The organism is Ottowia sp. (genome assembly GCF_016703145.1).
Lineage (GTDB): Bacteria > Pseudomonadota > Gammaproteobacteria > Burkholderiales > Burkholderiaceae_C > Ottowia.
The window spans coordinates 1,110,554-1,127,613 of record NZ_JADJCO010000003.1 but is presented as its reverse complement, the minus strand read 5'-3'; the positions used below and the strand labels follow the sequence as shown (position 1 = coordinate 1,127,613).

Annotated in this window: 17 protein-coding genes; 4 read left to right on the top strand and 13 right to left on the bottom strand. The window is 67.9% G+C overall.

The window, feature by feature from the left end; genetic code table 11:
* Window positions 1-61 precede the first annotated feature (61 nt).
* Window positions 62-889: a peptide chain release factor N(5)-glutamine methyltransferase gene (gene prmC, locus IPG65_RS09105; RefSeq protein ID WP_293188898.1), complete on the top strand. Its 828-nt coding sequence runs from the start codon at window positions 62-64 to the stop codon at window positions 887-889.
* Here the strand turns inward: prmC and IPG65_RS09100 are convergent.
* From IPG65_RS09100 to IPG65_RS09055, 10 genes are all read right to left on the bottom strand, one after another.
* Window positions 863-1,798, bottom strand: coding sequence for an SAM-dependent methyltransferase (locus IPG65_RS09100; protein WP_293188897.1), 936 nt, complete (start codon window positions 1,796-1,798; stop codon window positions 863-865). The genes prmC and IPG65_RS09100 overlap by 27 nt on opposite strands.
* Window positions 1,795-2,358, bottom strand: a complete 564-nt coding sequence (locus IPG65_RS09095; RefSeq protein WP_293188896.1) for a DUF1415 domain-containing protein — start codon at window positions 2,356-2,358, stop codon at window positions 1,795-1,797. Before IPG65_RS09095 ends, IPG65_RS09100 begins: the two co-directional genes overlap by 4 nt.
* An 8-nt stretch (window positions 2,359-2,366) precedes the next feature.
* Window positions 2,367-3,512 carry a deoxyguanosinetriphosphate triphosphohydrolase gene (locus tag IPG65_RS09090; RefSeq protein ID WP_293188895.1) on the bottom strand — a complete coding sequence of 382 codons (1,146 nt, stop codon included), beginning with the start codon at window positions 3,510-3,512 and terminating at the stop codon, window positions 2,367-2,369.
* A gap of 54 nt (window positions 3,513-3,566) precedes the next feature.
* The gene (gene aroB / locus IPG65_RS09085; RefSeq protein ID WP_293188894.1) at window positions 3,567-4,679 is read right to left on the bottom strand and encodes a 3-dehydroquinate synthase; all 1,113 of its coding nucleotides are present in this window, start codon (window positions 4,677-4,679) and stop codon (window positions 3,567-3,569) included.
* Between the two features lie 25 nt (window positions 4,680-4,704).
* Window positions 4,705-5,229, bottom strand: coding sequence for a shikimate kinase (locus IPG65_RS09080; protein WP_293188893.1), 525 nt, complete (start codon window positions 5,227-5,229; stop codon window positions 4,705-4,707).
* A gap of 227 nt (window positions 5,230-5,456) precedes the next feature.
* A complete protein-coding gene (locus IPG65_RS09075; RefSeq protein ID WP_293190016.1) occupies window positions 5,457-7,547 on the bottom strand; it encodes a type IV pilus secretin PilQ in 2,091 nt (696 codons plus the stop codon).
* A 68-nt stretch (window positions 7,548-7,615) separates the two neighbouring features.
* Window positions 7,616-8,158, bottom strand: a complete 543-nt coding sequence (locus IPG65_RS09070; protein ID WP_293188892.1) for a pilus assembly protein PilP — start codon at window positions 8,156-8,158, stop codon at window positions 7,616-7,618.
* Window positions 8,155-8,841, bottom strand: coding sequence for a type 4a pilus biogenesis protein PilO (locus IPG65_RS09065; RefSeq protein WP_293188891.1), 687 nt, complete (start codon window positions 8,839-8,841; stop codon window positions 8,155-8,157). The genes IPG65_RS09070 and IPG65_RS09065 overlap by 4 nt, the downstream gene beginning before the upstream one ends.
* A gap of 19 nt (window positions 8,842-8,860) precedes the next feature.
* Window positions 8,861-9,487, bottom strand: a complete 627-nt coding sequence (locus IPG65_RS09060; RefSeq protein WP_293188890.1) for a PilN domain-containing protein — start codon at window positions 9,485-9,487, stop codon at window positions 8,861-8,863.
* Complete coding sequence (locus tag IPG65_RS09055) at window positions 9,484-10,521, bottom strand: pilus assembly protein PilM (RefSeq protein WP_293188889.1); 1,038 nt, start codon at window positions 10,519-10,521, stop codon at window positions 9,484-9,486. Before IPG65_RS09055 ends, IPG65_RS09060 begins: the two co-directional genes overlap by 4 nt.
* Before the next feature lie 361 nt (window positions 10,522-10,882).
* Here IPG65_RS09055 and IPG65_RS09050 point away from each other — a divergent pair, with 361 nt between their 5' ends.
* Window positions 10,883-13,270: a penicillin-binding protein 1A gene (locus tag IPG65_RS09050; protein WP_293188888.1), complete on the top strand. Its 2,388-nt coding sequence runs from the start codon at window positions 10,883-10,885 to the stop codon at window positions 13,268-13,270.
* Here the strand turns inward: IPG65_RS09050 and cyaY are convergent.
* Complete coding sequence (cyaY, locus tag IPG65_RS09045; protein ID WP_293188887.1) at window positions 13,267-13,596, bottom strand: iron donor protein CyaY; 330 nt, start codon at window positions 13,594-13,596, stop codon at window positions 13,267-13,269. The two genes, IPG65_RS09050 and cyaY, sit on opposite strands and share 4 nt — an antisense overlap.
* Before the next feature lie 13 nt (window positions 13,597-13,609).
* On the opposite strand from cyaY, the gene IPG65_RS09040 reads away from it, so the two are divergent.
* Complete coding sequence (locus IPG65_RS09040; RefSeq protein WP_293188886.1) at window positions 13,610-13,852, top strand: lipoprotein; 243 nt, start codon at window positions 13,610-13,612, stop codon at window positions 13,850-13,852.
* Entirely contained in the window at window positions 13,849-15,144 is a 1,296-nt protein-coding gene (gene lysA, locus IPG65_RS09035) for a diaminopimelate decarboxylase (protein WP_293188885.1), read from the top strand. Before IPG65_RS09040 ends, lysA begins: the two co-directional genes overlap by 4 nt.
* Before the next feature lie 39 nt (window positions 15,145-15,183).
* On the opposite strand, the gene IPG65_RS09030 is transcribed toward lysA, so the two are convergent.
* Window positions 15,184-15,804 carry a sulfite oxidase heme-binding subunit YedZ gene (locus tag IPG65_RS09030; protein WP_293188884.1) on the bottom strand — a complete coding sequence of 207 codons (621 nt, stop codon included), beginning with the start codon at window positions 15,802-15,804 and terminating at the stop codon, window positions 15,184-15,186.
* Between the two features lie 14 nt (window positions 15,805-15,818).
* Window positions 15,819-16,823 (bottom strand): protein-methionine-sulfoxide reductase catalytic subunit MsrP, encoded by a 1,005-nt coding sequence (gene msrP / locus IPG65_RS09025; protein ID WP_293188883.1) that lies wholly within the window; start codon window positions 16,821-16,823, stop codon window positions 15,819-15,821.
* Window positions 16,824-17,060 lie beyond the last annotated feature (237 nt).

Sequence of the window (17,060 nt, the reverse complement as noted above, 5' to 3'; positions counted from 1 at the left end):
CCAAAAAAGCCTGAAGCCAGCGCCAATATTGCGCTAGAAGCTATATATTTAATAGCAATTCATGACCCTGGCCGACGCCCTGTGCGACGCCGAAAACGCCGGCCTGCCGCGCCACGAGGCGCGGATGCTGCTGCTGCACGCGCTGGGCCAGCCCACGCACGCGCGCGCCTGGCTGCTGGCGCACGACGGCGATGCGCTGGCGCCAGCGTGCGCCGAGCGCTTCAGCGCGCTGGCCGCGCGCCGCCTGCGGGGCGAGCCGGTGGCCTACCTCACCGGCCGCAAGGACTTCCACGGCCTGACGCTGCAGATCGATGCGCGCGTGCTCGACCCGCGCGACGACACCGAAACCCTGGTGGACTGGGCGCTCGACCTGCTGCCGCCCGGCCAGCCGGCCCACGTGCTGGACCTGGGCACGGGCAGCGGCGCCATCGCCCTGGCCATCGCGCACGCGCGGCCGGCGGCGCGGGTGTGGGCGGTGGACGCCAGCGCCGACGCGCTGGCCGTCGCGCAGGGCAACGCCGAGCGGCTGGGCCTGCCGGTGGCGCTGCGTCACGGCGACTGGTTCGCGCCCGTGGCGGACGAGGCGTTCGACGTGGTGGCCAGCAACCCGCCCTACATCGCGGCGGGCGATGCGCATCTGCCGGCGCTGCGGCACGAGCCACGGCAGTCGCTGGTGTCGGGCGCGGACGGGCTGGACGATCTGCGCCGCATCGTCGCCGGCGCGCCCGCGCACCTGCGCCCCGGCGGCTGGCTGCTGCTGGAGCACGGCTGGGACCAGGCGGCGGCGGTGCGCGCCCTGCTGGCCGGCGCGGGCTTCGAAGACGTGGCTTCGCGGCGCGACCTGGCGGGCATCGAGCGCTGCTCAGGCGGGCGCTGGCGCGGCGTCTAGCGCCGCGAAGCGCGTGGCCCGCAGCGACTGAAGGCCGAACTCCTCCAGCAAGGCCCGCAACCGCTCGGCCGCGCTGCGTTTGCGCTGGCCGGTCCAGCGGGCGATGATCAGCTCGTTTTTCAGGCTGTGCTCCCAGCCCACCAGCTCGGTCACCGTCACCTGGTAGCCCTGCGACTCCAGGTACAGGCAGCGCAGCACGTTGGTGAGCTGGCTGCCGATCTCGCGCGTGTGCAGCGGGTGGCGCCACAGCTCGGCCAGCGGCGTGCGCGCCAGGGCCAGCGCCTTGTGCTGGCGCAGGCAGGCGGCCACCTCGGCCTGGCAGCAGGGCACCAGCACCAGGGCCTGCGCGCGCTTGGCCAGGCCGAAGGCGATGGCGTCGTCGGTGGCGGTGTCGCAGGCGTGCAGCGCGGTCACCACGTCGATGCGTGGCGGCAGCGCCGCGTCGTGCGCCGAATCGGCCGCGCTGATGTTGAGAAAGCGCATGCGCTCGAAGCCCAGCCGCGCGGCCAGCGCGCGCGAGCGCTCGACCAGCTCGGGCCGCGTCTCGATGCCGTGGACGGTGCCGCGCCCGGCGGGCCGCAGCAGCAGGTCGTACAGGATGAAGCCCAGGTAGGATTTGCCAGCGCCGTGGTCGGCCAGCGTGGGCTCGCCGGCGTGGGGGGTGATGCGGCCCAGCTCGGCCTCGATGAACTGCACCAGGTGCTCGACCTGCTTGAGCTTGCGGCGCGAATCCTGGTTCATCCGCCCGTCGCGGGTGAGGATGTGCAGGGCTTTGAGCAGCTCGACCGACTGGCCGGGGCGCAGTTCGGCCAGCACCTCGGATTCTGAATGTTTTTGGCCGTCAGCCCGCGCTGGCACTTCGCCATTAGCTACTGAATAAGTAGCAATCCTGCGGCGTACGGGCTTCATGCGCCGCTCTCCCCGCCGGCGCCGACGCCCAGCGCGGCCCAGCCCCGCGGGCCCAACCGCTCCAGCGTCGCCATGTTGGCCTCGTAGATCGCCTCGGCCTCGGGGAAGGCGGCGACGGCGCGGTCGATGCTGGCCTCGCGCAGCAAGTGCAGCGTGGGGTACGGGGCGCGGTTGGTGGCGTTGGTGATGTCGTCCTCGCGCGTGCCGGCGAACTGAAAACGCGGGTGGAAGGGCGCGATCTGCAGCGCGCCCTCCAGCTCCAGATCGGTCAGCACTGCGTCGGCCTCGTCCAGGAAATCGTTGAAGTCCAGGAAGTCTGCCAGCAGGCCGGGCGCCATCAGCAGCGTGGTCTCGCGCCGCGCGGCATCCAGGGCGGCCAGGGCCTGCAGCTCGGCGCGCAGCGCGGCCCGCAGGTCGGCGGGGCTGGCGCCGGCGCACACGGCGTAGTGGATCTGCCCCTTGGCGTGGGGCGCCTTGGCGAAGGGGCACAGGTTGAGCCCGATCACGGCGCGCTCCAGCCAGCGGCGGGTGTCGGCGATGACGGCGGCTTGCGAGGGCATGGAGCGGATTAGACCAGCAGGCGCCGCCCAGTCAGCCGCTCGTGCTCGCGCAGGGCGAAGCGGTCGGTCATGCCGGCGATGTAGTCGGCCACGGCGCGCTGGTGGTCGGAGCGCTGGGCGAACTCGGCGCGCAGTTCGGCCGGGCGCGCCAGGTAGGCGGCGAACAGCCCGCGCACCACTTCGCGCGCCTGGTCCGTGGTGTGCGTGACCTGCGGGTGCCGGTAGAGGTTAGCGAACAGGAAGCGCTTGAGCGCGATGGATTGCGCGCGCATGTCGGCGCTGAAGCGCACCAGCGGGCCGGCGCGGCGGGCCGCGTCGGCGTCGGCGGGGCAGGCCCCGGCCAGGGCGGCGCGCGTGGCGTCGATGACGTCGTAGACCTGCGCCGAGAGCATGCGGCGGATGGCCTCGTACAGCACGCGCCGGCCCTGCAGCGCGGGGTGTTCGCGCAGGGTTTCGGCGTGGAAGCACGCGAACAGCGGCACGGCCCGCAGCTGCTCCAGCGTGATGAGGCCGGAGCGCACGCCGTCGTCGATGTCGTGCGCGTTGTAGGCGATCTCGTCGGCCAGGTTGGCCAGTTGCGCCTCCAGGCTGGGCTGGGTGCCGTCGATGAACCGATGGGCCACGCCGCCCGGCTCGGCCGCCTCCAGCGCGCGGGCGTTGGCGGCGGAGCAGTGCTTGAGGATGCCTTCGCGCGTCTCGAAGGTGAGGTTCAGGCCGTCGTGGTCGGGATAGCGGTGCTCCAGCTCATCGACCACGCGCAGGCTCTGCAGGTTGTGCTCGAAACCGCCGTGGGCGGCCATGCAGTCGTTCAATGCGTCCTGGCCGGCATGGCCGAAGGGGGTATGGCCCAGATCGTGCGCGAGGGCGATGGCCTCCACCAGGTCCTCGTTCAGCGCCAGCGAGCGGGCGATGGAGCGGCCCAGTTGCGCCACCTCCAGCGAATGCGTGAGGCGGGTGCGGAACAGGTCGCCCTCGTGGTTGAGGAACACCTGGGTCTTGTAGACCAGCCGGCGAAAGGCGGTGGAGTGGACGATGCGGTCGCGGTCGCGCTGGAAGGCGTCGCGCGTGGGCGCGGGAGTGGCAGCGTGGCGCCTGCCGCGAGAAAGCGCGGGGTGGCTGGCAAAGGCGGCGAGATCGGCAGGATTTTTAGTCAAATCAGCCTCTGGCCAGCATGGATATTATGCTTTAAGCTATTTAAAACATAGCATCTATTTGGCGCAGCAGCGGTCGATGACCTGCCGCACCAGCGCATCGGGCGCGGCGCGCACGGCGGCGCGGCCGGGGCCGTCGATGACGACGAAGCGGATTTCACCGCCCTCGGCCTTTTTGTCGACGCGCATCAACTGCAGGTAGCGGCCGGCGTTGTCGGCCGCGTCGATGACGGGGCCGCGCGTGGGCAGGCCGGCGCGGTGGATCAGCGCCGCCAGGCGCTGCACGAAGGCGTCGTCCACCAGCCCCAGATCGCGCGACAGGTGCGCCGCCATGACCATGCCCGCGCCCACGCCCTCGCCGTGCAGCCAGGCGCCGTAGCCCAGGCCGGCCTCGATGGCGTGGCCGAAGGTGTGGCCGAAGTTGAGGATGGCGCGCAGGCCCGATTCGCGCTCGTCCTGGCCCACGACCTCGGCTTTGATCTCGCAACTGCGCTGGACGGCCCGCGCCAGCGCCGCCGGCTCGCAGGCACGCAGGGCGTCGATGTGAGCCTCGATCCACCCGAGGAACGCCATGTCGAAGATGGGGCCGTACTTGATGACCTCGGCCAGCCCCGCCGACACCTCGCGCGCGGGCAGCGTGCGCAGCGCGTCCAGGTCGCACACCACCGCCAGCGGCTGGTAGAAGGCGCCGATCATGTTCTTGCCCAGCGGGTGGTTGATGGCGGTCTTGCCGCCCACCGACGAATCGACCTGCGCCAGCAGCGTGGTCGGCACCTGCACGAAGGGCACGCCGCGCATGTAGCAGGCGGCAGCGAAGCCGGTCATGTCGCCCACCACGCCGCCGCCCAGGGCGTACAGCACCGTCTTGCGGTCGGCGCCGTGGCCCAGCAGGGTGTCGAAGATCAGGTTCAGGCTGGCCCAGTCCTTGTGCCGTTCGCCGTCGGGCAGCGCCAGTTGGCGCACCTTCCGGTGGCGGCGCGCCAGCACCCGCGCCAGGCGTTCGGCGTAGAGCGGGCCCACGGTCTCGTTGGTGACGATGAGCGCGTCGTTGCCGGCGGCCGCGGCCTCGAACGCCGCCGGGTCATCCAGCAGGCCGGTGCCGATGAAGATGGGGTAGCTGCGCTCGCCCAGCGCGATGCGGACCTGTTGGGCGGAAGAGATGCCTGGCATGAATCGAGTGTAGCGATGGGGCCTGTCACACCGGGGCGGCGGGCGGCGCCAGCTCCAGTTGCATGAGGATGCGGTTGACCAGCAGGGACAGCGACGCACCGTGCGTGTCGATCACGTAGTGGGCGCACTCGCGGTAGAGCGGGTCGCGCTCGGCGTACAGTGACTGCAGGCGCTTGAACGGATCGGCCACCTGCAGCAGCGGCCGGCGCGTGTCATGGCGCACGCGCCGGAACAGTTGCTCGGGTGAGGAACGCAGGTAGAGCACGGTGCCGTGCTCGCGCAGGCGCTGGCGGTTGACCTCGCGCAGCACCGCGCCGCCGCCCGTGGCCAGGACGGCGGCTGGGCCTTGCGTCAGCTCGCCGATGACCTCCTGCTCGACATCGCGAAAGGCCGCCTCGCCATGGCTGTCGAAATAGCTGCGAATGGTGCAACCCAGGCGCCGCTCGATGACCGTGTCCGAGTCCACGAAGGCCATCTGCAGCCTGCGCGCCAACGAACGCCCGACCGTGGATTTACCGCTGGCGGGCATGCCGACGAGAACGATGATCACGAAAAGTTACCCCCGCGCTCCCCCGCTGCGCCAGGGTCGCTGCCCCCCGAGGGGGCGTCTTTCATCTTGAGTCGGCCCGGCGATGAAAAAATCCCCGGACGAGCCCAGGATGGTTGGGTCGTCAAGAACATAGCCCGATGCATGGGCCTGCACTCTAGCACCGCGAGGAAGCCTTCAAAGCCGCCAAATCGGCGGCGCTGGCGTGCCGAATGCCCGGCAACGTCGACCTACCGCACCGCGCCCCGGTCGGAAATCATCTTGGGGGTGATGAACACCAGCATCTCCTGCTTCTCGGCGCGGCGCGTGCGCTGCTTGAACAGGTTGCCGATCGCGGGAATGTCACCCAGCACGGGCACCTTGTTCTCTTGCTCAGTCTCGGTCAACTCGAAGATGCCTCCGATCACCACGGTGCCGCCATTTTCCACCAGCACCTGCGTCTTGACGCGCCGGGTGTTGATCGACATGGCCCCTTCGACAACCCCTCCAGGACTGTCCTTGTGGACATCCAGGTCGAGAATGATGCTGCCCTCGGGCGTGATCTGCGGCGTGACCTCGAGCTTGAGCACCGCCTTGCGGAAAGCCACGGCGGTGGCGCCGCTGGACGTGGCCTGCTGATAGGCGAACTCGGTGCCCTGCTCGATCAGGGCCTTGGTCTGGTCGGCGGTCACCACGCGCGGGCTGGACACGATCTTGCCCTTGCCGTCGGCCTCCAGCGCGGACAGTTCCAGGTTGAGGAAGCGATTGGCCGCGGAGCTGAACAGCGAAATGGCGAAGCTCGCCGGCATCGCGCCGGCCAGACCCAACGCGGGCAGGTTGAGGAACTGCGAGGTGGCGGTCGTCAGCCCGGCCGAGGCTGCCTCGCCGGTCGTGGCGGCGACGGCGCTGTAGCTGCCGCCGAAGGCGATGCGTGGACCGCCGTTGCCAAGCGCGTAGCCGGCATCGCCGCCGCGGATGCCGCGCAGGTCCGAGCCGCCCAGCTTGACGCCCAGCGACTTGCCGAAAGTGTCTGACGCCTCGACGATGCGCGCCTCGATCAAGACCTGGCGGACGGGGACGTCCAGCTTGGTGATCATTTCCTGGATCTGCTCGAGCCGCGAGGGGATGTCGGACACGAAGAGCTGGTTGGTGCGCGGCTCCGCGATCACGGAACCGCGTGAACTCAGCAGGCGGCCGGACTCGCCGACGACCCCGGACGAACCACCGCCTTGGCCACCGGACGAGGTCAGTTGCATCGCGATGTCCGTGGCCTTGGTGTAGTTGAGCTGGAACGATTGCGTGCGCAGCGGCTCCAGGTTGCGGATGGCGGCCTGCGCCTCCAGTTCGGCCCTCTCCTTGGCGGCCATTTCTTCCTTGGGGGCGATCTGCAGCACGTTGCCGACGCGCTTCATGCCCAGGCTCTTGGCCTGGAGGATGATGTCCAGTGCCTGGTCCCATGGCACGTCCTTCAGGCGCAAGGTCAGGCTGCCCTGCACAGCGTCGGAAATAACGATGTTGAAGTTGGTGAAGTCGGCGATCACCTGCAGCATCGAGCGCACGTCGATGTTCTGGAAGTTCAGCGACAGCTTCTCGCCGCGGTAGCCGGTGCCTGGGGTCGGCTTGTCTGGGTTGATCTTCTGCTGGCGCACTTCCACGACCAGTTGGCTGTCGCTTTGGTAGGCGCTGTGCTCCCACGGTCCCCTGAGCTCGATCACCATGCGGACCCGGTCACCCGACTGGACCGTGTTGATGGTCTGGACGGGGGTGCCGAAGTCGCTCACGTCCAATCGGCGGCGCAGCCCTTCGGGCAGGCTGGTCTTCAGGAACTCGACCACCAGGTTCTGCCCCTGCTGCCGGATATCGACACCCAGCTGGTTGCTGGCCAGGTCGACGACCACCCGTCCCGTGTTGTCCATGCCGCGGCGGAAATCGATGTCGCGCAGCGGCTGCGCGTTGTCGCCGCGGCTTTCGGCAAATGCCGCGGGCGCTGGCGCGGCAGGCGCGGCGGTCGCCACCGGATCGAGCGAAACCAGCAGGGAACGACCCTGCACCTCGGCACGGTAGGCCGTGGGCTGGTGGAGGTTCAGGACCACGCGCGTGCGATCACTGGCCTGGACCACATTGGCAGCGCGGAGGTTGCCTCGGTTGATCTCGACCGTGTTGCGTTGCAGCCCGCTGACCACGTCCGGAAAGTCCAACGCGATGCGCGCCGGCGATTGCATCGCGAATCCGGCAGGCACGGCCGTCAGCGGCTGCGTCAGATCGATGCGCACGACCTCGACGCCGCCCTGCACGGAACTGGTGATCGACTCGATGCTCGCCTGGGCATGCGCACCGGCCATCGCGCCCAGGGCCACCCAGCCTACCGCGGTTGATTGCAGCGTTCGCCACACTGACAAGGCCCACTTCCTCACTGTGTTTTCTCCCGCAGCCGCAATACGGCAGGGCGCTCGATCCATTCGCCCGCGGCGTCCTGCACGATCTCGCGCAAAATTACTTCGCTCTCTGAAACCTTCATCACCTGCCCGTAGTTCTCGCCCAAGTAGTTTCCGGCGCGCACCTGATGCAGCAGCTTGTCCACCTGAACCAGGGCCACGTGCTGGCCACCCCGGTTCAGGCTGCCCACCATCGCCATCACATCCAGCGGATAGGCCTCCAATGGCTCCTTGCGGCGATGAAGTTCGGGAGCAATCAGGGCCGCGCCCGCGCCGGCAGGCCCGGATTCACGACGCAGGGCTTGCGTCAGTCTCTGACTGCCGAAAGGCTCCGCCGCAGCGCTTTCCGAGTAGACGAGAGGAGCGTATTTCTTAAGCTCGCTGATCGCCGTCACCCTGGGCGCCGTTTGCCGGCGCTGCTCCTGCATCCATTGCTGGAGATCCTCGACGCCTGATGAACAGGCGGCTGTCAGCGCTGTCGCAGCCAGCAGCGTCCAGGTGCACGGACGCAATTTCATCCTTTGGCACCCGGCTTCGCGACGGCTTTCCGCTGCGCCGCGATCTCCTCCGGATCGAGGTAGCGGAAGGTCTTGACCGTCGCCTCCAGCACCAGCGAACCCGTCCTGTCCTTGTCCGTGCTGGGGTTCACCGCCAGATTGTTGAGGGTCACAATGCGCGGGAGGTTGGCGATGTCCGAGGTGAACGCGCCGATGTCGTGGTACTGCCCCGTCACCTTCAGGGCGATCGGCAACTCCGCGTAGTAGTCCCTGATCACGGGTTGTCCCGACCTGAACAGATCGAACTGAAGGCTCCGGCCCAGGCCAGCCTGGTTGATGTCCGACAGCAGCGCATCCATCTCCGACTTGCTGGGAAGCTGCTTTTCAAGCAGGTTTACGTACTGCAGCACCTGGGCGCGCTGCTTCTTCAGCTCTTCCAGGCTGACCGCCTTCTGCAGTTTCGACCGGTAGTCCGCGCGCAGCGTGGTTTCCCTGGCCCGCTCGCCCTCCAGTTCCTCGTCGGAGCTCTTGAGCCCCAGGAACCACAGCAGTCCCGTCACCAGCGCCGCGACGAGCGCCAGCAACGCACAACGGGGTAACGCCGGCCATGAGGAGGGATCGCGTGTGTCCAGGCCGCGGAACTGCGCCCCCACATACCTGAGGGGCCCCAGGACATCGACGGTCGAAGAAGACTTGCGAGCCATGATGCACGGAGGACTACGATCAGGTGGCCGCGCCTGTCGGGCGCGAGGCGCTCTGCCGCGCAGCCGATGCAGCCGCCTGGGCGTCGCTGGCGCGCTGCAGCTGCAAACGGACCGTAAAGTTGTAGACGCGGCGCTGCTCACGCGGGCTCAGCGCCAAGTTGGACGCCACGATTTCGATCAGTTCAGGCTTGGTCACCCAGTCGCTGTACCGCGCCAGATTGCGCAGCAACTCGGATACCCGTTCATTGGATTGCGCCACGCCGTGGATCAGGACGTTCTGGACCTCCTGCTTGATGCTTTTCAGGTACACCCCTTCTGGCAAGTGGCGCACCGATTCGTTCAGCAGGTGAACGGGAAGATTGCGATCCGCCTGGAGGTTTTCTACCGCCTCCTGACGCGCTTTCAGCGTGGCGATCTCCTCCTGCAGCGTGGCCACCTCCTTGATTTCGCTCTCGAGCTTTCGAATTTCGGAAACCAGCAGGGCGTTGCGATCCTGTTGCGTGGAAATCTCGTTCTGGTGCCAAAGATAGGCCCCGCCTGCGATGACGGAACCCCATACCGCGGACAACGCCAGTGACGCGCGGAAAACCTGGCGCGTCCGGTGGCGCGCCATCTCCCGGTGAGGCAGCAGGTTGATCAGGATCAACGCAGGAACCTCCGCATTGCCAACCCACACGCCGTCAGATAGGAAGGCGCCTCACGGCGCATCTTCTTTTCCTGCACCGAGCGCCCGATCTCCATGCCACCGAAGGGATTGACGACCTGGCAGGGATACGATGTGTGCTGGGTGATGGCCTCCGCCAACCCCGGCAAGCTGGCGCTGCCGCCCGCCAGCAGGACGTGGTCCACGCGGTTGTGCGGCGTGCTGGCAAAGAAGAACTTGAGCGCGCGCTCCACGTCCTGGGCCAGCGATTCCACGAAGGGCTGCAGCACCACCGCCGCGTAGTCGTCCGGTAGTCCGCCTGCCCGCTTCGTAGTTTCGGCCTCTTCCGCCGTGAAGCCGTAGTGGCGCACCAGCATCCGCGTCAGTTGCGCTCCGCCAAACACCTGGTCGCGCTCGTACACCTGTTCGTCGTGGCGCAGCACCTGCATGGCGGATGTCTGGGCACCGATCTCGAACAGCGCGACGACTGCATCCGCGCCACCGCCCGGCAGACGCTCGATGAGCCGGCTGACGGCCAACCTGGACGCGTAGGACTCCACGTCGATCACCACGGGCGTCAAGCCGACCGCTTCGGCCAGCCCCTGGCGATCCTCCACCTTCTCCTTGCGCGACGCGGCGATCATCACTTCGACGTCTCCAGCCGACGTCGTGCTGGGCCCCACCACGCAGAAGTCCAGGCTGACTTCATCCAGGGAAAACGGGATGTACTGGTTGGCCTCGGATTCGACCTGCACCTCCATTTCACGCTCGCTGAGACCGCCGGGTAAAATGATCATCTTGCTGATCACCACGGATGTGGGCAAGGCCATGGCAACCGTCTTCGCCCTGGAGCCGCTTTTCTTGATCAAACGGCGGGCTGCGCCTACCACTTCATCGAAATTCTCGATGTTGCCTTCACTGATCCAGCCGCGCTCCATCGGCTCGATGCCGCAGCGCTCAAGCATCAGGTTGCCGCCGCGATCCTGGGCCAATTCCACCAGCTTGATGCTGGAAGAACTGATGTCAAGCCCGATCATGGGCGGGGGTTGGCGACTGAACAACGAGCCAGTGTTCAAGAAAGCTCCCCGTTACGTTCTATTGCACAAGTAGAACACGCTTAAGGATTCGGTGGAATGCTAGCAGCAAGGCATTGCGCCGGCAAAGAGAAAGATCGCGCATTTTTTGATGCGCATTGTCAAAAAACTAACGAAAACCAGAGTTTCGTAACCGGCGGCAGCAAAGTACGCCATCGGCCGTGGCGACCGCCCCTCGCGTCGGGCTGCGCTCCACTCACAATGCGAAGCCTGCTCAGGAACGTGTTCACCTCATCTGCGTCAAAGCCGGATTCATCGTCTTGGTGGGCCGGATGCCGGCACTCACTCCCTCTAGATTTGTCTTATGTCCCCTGAAAAATCCACGCGCAGCGTGAAGCAGCGCCAGAACGCCGGTTCGCGCTGGATGGTATGGCTGGCGAAAGGCCTGGCCTGGGCCGGGGGGACGGTGATCGCCCTCGTGCTGTGCGCCGCCATGGCCGGGCTGATGGCCCTGGCGATCGCCTACCCCAATCTCCCCGATGTCTCGGAACTGTCCAACTACCGCCCCAAGCTGCCCTTGCGGGTGTACACGGCCGAGGGCAGCCTGATCGGAGAGTTCGGCGAGGAGCGGCGCAACCTGACGCCCATTGCCCAGATTCCCAAGGTCATGAAGGACGCCGTCCTGGCGATCGAGGACGCACGCTTCTACGAGCACGGCGGAGTGGACTACGTGGGCGTGCTGCGTGCGGCGCTGGCCAACCTGGGCCGCGAAAAAAGCCAGGGCGCATCCACCATCACCATGCAGGTGGCGCGCAACGTCTACCTGTCCTCGGAAAAGACGTACACCCGCAAGATCTACGAAATCCTGCTCACGTTCAAGCTGGAGCACCTGCTCAGCAAGGATCAGATCCTTGAGATCTACATGAACCAGATCTTCCTGGGCAACCGCGCCTACGGGTTCTCCGCGGCGGCCGAGACCTACTTCGGCAAACCCCTGAAAGACCTCACCGTCGCCGAAGCCGCCATGCTGGCCGGGGTGCCGAAGTTTCCCTCGACGGCCAACCCCATCGCCAACTTCACGCGTGCGCGCGAGCGTCAACTCTACATCATCGACCGCATGCTGGAAAACGGCTTCATCACGGCCGAACAGGCGGCAGCGGCCAAGGAGCAGGAGTTGCGCATCCGCCCCGTCGGCAACAACGGCCGCGTGCATGCCGAGTACGTGGCCGAGATGGTGCGCCAGATGATGTTCACCCAGTACGGCGACCAGACCTACAGCCGGGGTCTCAACGTCTATACCTCGATCAACGGCGCCGACCAAACCGCAGCCTATGCCGCGTTGCGGCGCGGCATCCTCGACTATGAACGGCGACAGGCCTACCGCGGCCCCGAGAAGTTCGTCGACCTGCCCAGGAACTCGAAGGAGCGGGACGAAGCCATCGACGACGTGCTGGCCAGCCACCCGGACATCGGCGACATGATGGCCGCCGTCGTCCTCGAAGCCGGCCCGCGCAAGATCGTGGCCGTGCGCCAGGGCGGCGAGGCGGTGGAGATCACGGGCGACGGCCTGCGGGCGGCGCAGGCCGGCCTCTCTGCTCGGGCCGCGCCGGCCGTCCGCCTTCGCCCCGGCGCCCTGATCCGCATCGTCAAGCAGGCCCGCGGCTCTTGGGAGACGGCTCAGTTGCCCGAAGTCGAGGGCGCCCTCGTCGCCGTGGATCCGCGCAACGGCGCCGTCAAGGCGCTGGTCGGCGGCTTCGACTTCGAGAAGAACAAGTTCAACCACGTGACCCAGGCCTGGCGCCAGCCGGGTTCCAGCTTCAAGCCGTTCGTGTACTCGGCGGCGCTGGAGAAGGGCTTCTCGCCCACCACCGTGATCAACGACACGCCGCTGTTCTTCGACAGCAGCGTGACCGGCGGCCAGCCCTGGGAACCCAAGAACTACGAAGGCGGGTTCGAGGGCCCGATGACCATGAAGCGCGGGCTGGCCCGCTCGCGCAACATGATCTCCATCCGCATCCTGCAGACGATCACGCCGCCCTACGCCCAGGAATGGGTCACGCGCTTCGGCTTCGACGCCGACAAGCACCCGCCCTACCTCACCATGGCGCTGGGTGCGGGCTCGGTCACGCCGATGCAGTTGACCGCAGGTTTCGCGGTGTTCGCCAACGGCGGCTACCGCGTCAACCCGTTCCTGATCACGCGCATCACGGACCACGCGGGCAAGGTGCTGGTCGAGAGCCAGCCGGCCGCTCCCGTCGAATCCAACCGCGCCATCGACGCGCGCAACGCCTTCATCATGAACACGCTGCTGCAGGAAGTCGCGCGCGGCGGCACGGCCGCCAAGGCGCAGGCCACGCTGAAGCGCCCCGACCTGTTCGGCAAGACGGGCACCACCAACGACTCGATGGACGCCTGGTTCGCCGGCTACCAGCCGACGCTGGCGACGACGGTATGGATCGGCTATGACACGCCGCGCAACCTGGGCAGCCGCGAGACTGGCGGCGGGCTGAGCCTGCCGATCTGGATCAACTTCATGCAGACCGCGCTCAAGAATGTACCGGTGGCCGAACTCACGCCGCCACAGGGCGTCGTCAAGGTCGGCGGCGACTGGTACTACGAGGAGTATGCGCGCGGCGAAGGCATCAGCAACCTGGGTGGCGCGGGCCTGGAGCCGGTGGCGGTGGAACCAGGGCGCGAGAGCGCCGCCCCCTCCGAGGAGCGCAACCGCATTCTCGACCTGTTCAAGAACTAGGGCAGGAACACCAGCGGCATGCCGGCATGCTCGCTGACGCTGCGCGACAGGCGCGCGAAGAATTCCTCGCCCGACTTGGTGTCGCGCCACGCGCCCTCGTGATGGCGGAAGTGGTAGCCCCCCGAGCGCGCCGCCAGCCACACTTCGTGCAGGGGCTTCTGCAGGTTCACCACGATCTGGCTGCCGTCGCGGAACACCAGGGTGATCATGCCGCCGACGCGCTGGTTGTCGATGTCGGCCTCGGTGGTCTCATTGACGCGGTCGCACTGCGTCTCGACGCTGCGCAGCAGGGCCTCCGCCCGGTCCATGTATTCAAGCTCGGTCATTACAATTCCATCCATGTCGCTCGCACCGCTGCCTCGAACCATTCTAGCCATCGCGGCGGGCCTGATCCTCGCGGGGCCATTGGCCGGCTGCGGCCAAAAAGGGCCGCTCTACATCCCCCACACCCCGGCGGCGGCGCAGCGCGCGACCTTGCCGCAAACCGTCTTCGGCGGCGGCCAGCCGCCCGCCGCGCCAGCCAGCCGGGCGTCCACCCCCGTGCCCCCGTCGCCGCTGCCCGACCTGCCCGATATCCAATGACCGCTTCGCCCGCCCTCCCCCCGCCGCCGCTGCCGGGGGCGCCCTTCGTGTCGTATCACGACGGCCAACTCATGGTCGAGGACGTGCCCCTGCAGACGCTGGCCGAGCGGCACGGCACGCCGCTGTTCATCTACTCCAAGGCCGCCATCCTGGCCGCGCTGGCGGCCTACCAGCGCGGGCTGGCGGGGCGCGACGCGCTGATCTGCTACGCCATGAAGGCCAACTCCACGCTGGCCATCCTGAAGCTGCTGGCGGACGCGGGCTGCGGCTTCGACATCGTCTCGGGCGGTGAGCTGGAGCGCGCGCTGGCGGCCGGCGCCGCGCCCGGCAGAATCATCTTCTCCGGCATCGGCAAGACGCGCCAGGAGATGCGCCGCGCGCTCGACGTGGGCATCGGCTGCTTCAACGTCGAGAGCGTCGCCGAGCTGGACGTGCTGAGCGAAGTCGCCCAGGCCTGCGGCCGGGTGGCGCCGGTCAGCATCCGCGTCAACCCGAACGTGGACGCCAAGACCCATCCCTACATCTCCACCGGCCTGAAGGGCAACAAGTTCGGCATCGCGCACGAGCAGGCGCTGGCGGCCTACCAGCGCGCCGCCGGCCTGCCGGGGCTGCGCGTGGCGGGCATCGACTGCCACATCGGCTCGCAGATCACCGCGCCCGCGCCCTACCTGGAAGCCATGGACCGGGTGCTGGACCTGGTCGCCGCCATCGAGGTGGCCGGCATCCCCATCCACCACATCGACTTCGGCGGCGGCCTGGGCATCGACTACAACGGCGACGCGCCGCCGGCCGCCGATGCGCTGTGGGCGGCGCTGCTGGCGCGCCTGGACGCGCGCGGCTTCGGCGGCCGCGCGCTGATGATCGAGCCAGGCCGCTCGCTGGTCGGCAACGCCGGCGTGTGCGTGACCGAGGTGCTCTACCTCAAGCCCGGCGAGCAGAAGAGCTTCTGCATCGTCGACGCGGCGATGAACGACCTGCCCCGGCCGGCGCTGTACCAGGCCTTTCACCGCATCGTGCCGCTGGCCGAGCCGGCCGCCGGGGCGGCGGCCGCGACCTGGGACGTGGTCGGCCCGGTGTGCGAGAGCGGCGACTGGCTGGGCCATGACCGCGCGCTGGCGGTACGCCCGGGCGACCGGTTGGCCGTGCTATCGGCCGGCGCCTACAGCATGAGCATGGCCAGCAACTACAACACCCGCCCGCGCGCCGCCGAGGTGCTGGTGGACGGCAACAGCACGCGCGTGGTACGCCGGCGCGAGCCCATGCAGGATCTGTGGCGTCTGGAGTCGATCTGAGGCTCGCCAGGTAGCTATTATTTATATAGCTACTGGCGATTATCTGGCGCTGACTTGAGGCCGATTTGGCTTGAAATAGCGCACCAGCCGCTCCAGCAGCAATGTGCCGATGACGGCACCGTACACCGCCACTTCGCCAAAGTCGTTCTTGCCGCTGCGCATCCAGAAGAAGTGCAGCAGCGCCAGCCCCGCGATCAGATAGACCAGCCGGTGCAGCGCCTGCCACTGGCGCCCGCCCAGCCAGCGCACGGCGCGGTTGGCCGAGGTCAGGGCCAGCGGCAGCAGCAGCAGCCAGGTGGCGAAGCCCACCAGGATGAAGGGGCGCTTGAGGATGTCGCGGCCGATCTCCGCCGGCTCCAGCCCCATGTCCAGCCAGGCGTAGGCCAGCAGGTGCAGGCAGGCGTAGAAGAACGTGAACACCCCCAGCATGCGCCTGAAGCGCGCCAGTTGCGGCGTGCGCGTGCGCACCCGCAGCGGCGTGACGGCCAGCGTCAGGCACAGAAAGCGCAGCGTCCAGTCGCCCAGCGCGCGGATCAGCGCCTCGGCCGGATTGGCGCCCAGCCGGTCGGCCACGGCGCCGAAGACCAGCCAGACCAGCGGCAGCAGGCACAGCGCGAAGACCACCGGCTTGGCCGCCGGCCGCAGCAGGAGCGCGCGCACGGTCACGGCGGGGGTCAATAGAACTTCTTCAGGTCCATGCCCGCGTACAGCTGGCCGACCTGGGCTTCGTAACCGTTGAACATCAGCGTCTTGCGCTTCTTGGCGAACAGCCCATCCTCGCCGATGCGTCGCTCGGTGGCCTGGCTCCAGCGCGGGTGGTCCACCTCGGGGTTGACGTTGGAATAGAAGCCGTACTCGTGCCGCGCCGCCTTGTTCCAGGCGGTGCGCGGTTCCTTCTCGGTGAAGCGGATCTTCACGATCGACTTGGCCGACTTGAAGCCGTACTTCCAGGGCACCACGATGCGCACCGGCGCGCCGTTCTGGTTGGGCAGCACCTCGCCGTACATGCCGAAGGCCAGCAGCGTGAGCGGGTGCAGCGCCTCGTCCAGCCGCAGCGCCTCGGTGTAGGGCCAGTCCAGCACGCCGGAGCGCAGGCCGGGCATCTGCTTCGGGTCGGCCAGGGTGACGAATTCGACGTACCTGGCACTGCCCAGTGGCTCCACGCGGCGGATCAGCCCGACCAGCGAATAGCCGACCCACGGGATCACCATCGACCAGCCCTCGACGCAGCGCAGACGGTAGAGGCGCTCTTCCATTGGCGCCAGCTTGAGCAGGTCTTCCAGCGCCCACCGGCCGGGTTTGCCGACCAGGCCCTCGACCTCCACCGACCACGGCGCGGTCCTCAGCGTGTGGGCCTGGCGCGCTGGGGCGGATTTGTCGGTGCCGAACTCGTAGAAGTTGTTGTAGCTGCTGGCGTCCTTGTGGTCGGTGGGCTTTTCCATCGTCACCGCGCCGGGCACGGCGGACCTGGCGCCCGGCAGCGGCGCCAGCTTGCCCGGGCGTGCGGCGGCGGGCGCCTGCGCGCGGGCGTCGCGCGCCGCCCAGCCCGGCAGCGCGGCGCCGGCCGCGCCGCCGGCCATCAGACGCAGCCACGCGCGCCGGTCTTCGTAGACGGCGCGCGGCGTGACGTCGCCGGGATGAGGGTGCACGAAGCCTGGGTCGCGGGATCGGATCAGCATGATGGAGCCTCGGGAGTGTGTGCCTGGGTTCGGGCGCCGGCCGCCTGGTGCGGGCGCGACGACTGTTGGAGACGGCACCTGTTCATTCGTTCCGATGGGCCGCCAGGTTACAGCGGCGCGCGGCCGGCGCAAGCCCTCAGGCCCGCGGCGCCTACCAGAATCGAACGTTTACTATTAAAATAATAGCTATCAGCGAAATATCCACGCGGGCTCAAGGCCGATTTGGCTTGAAAACAT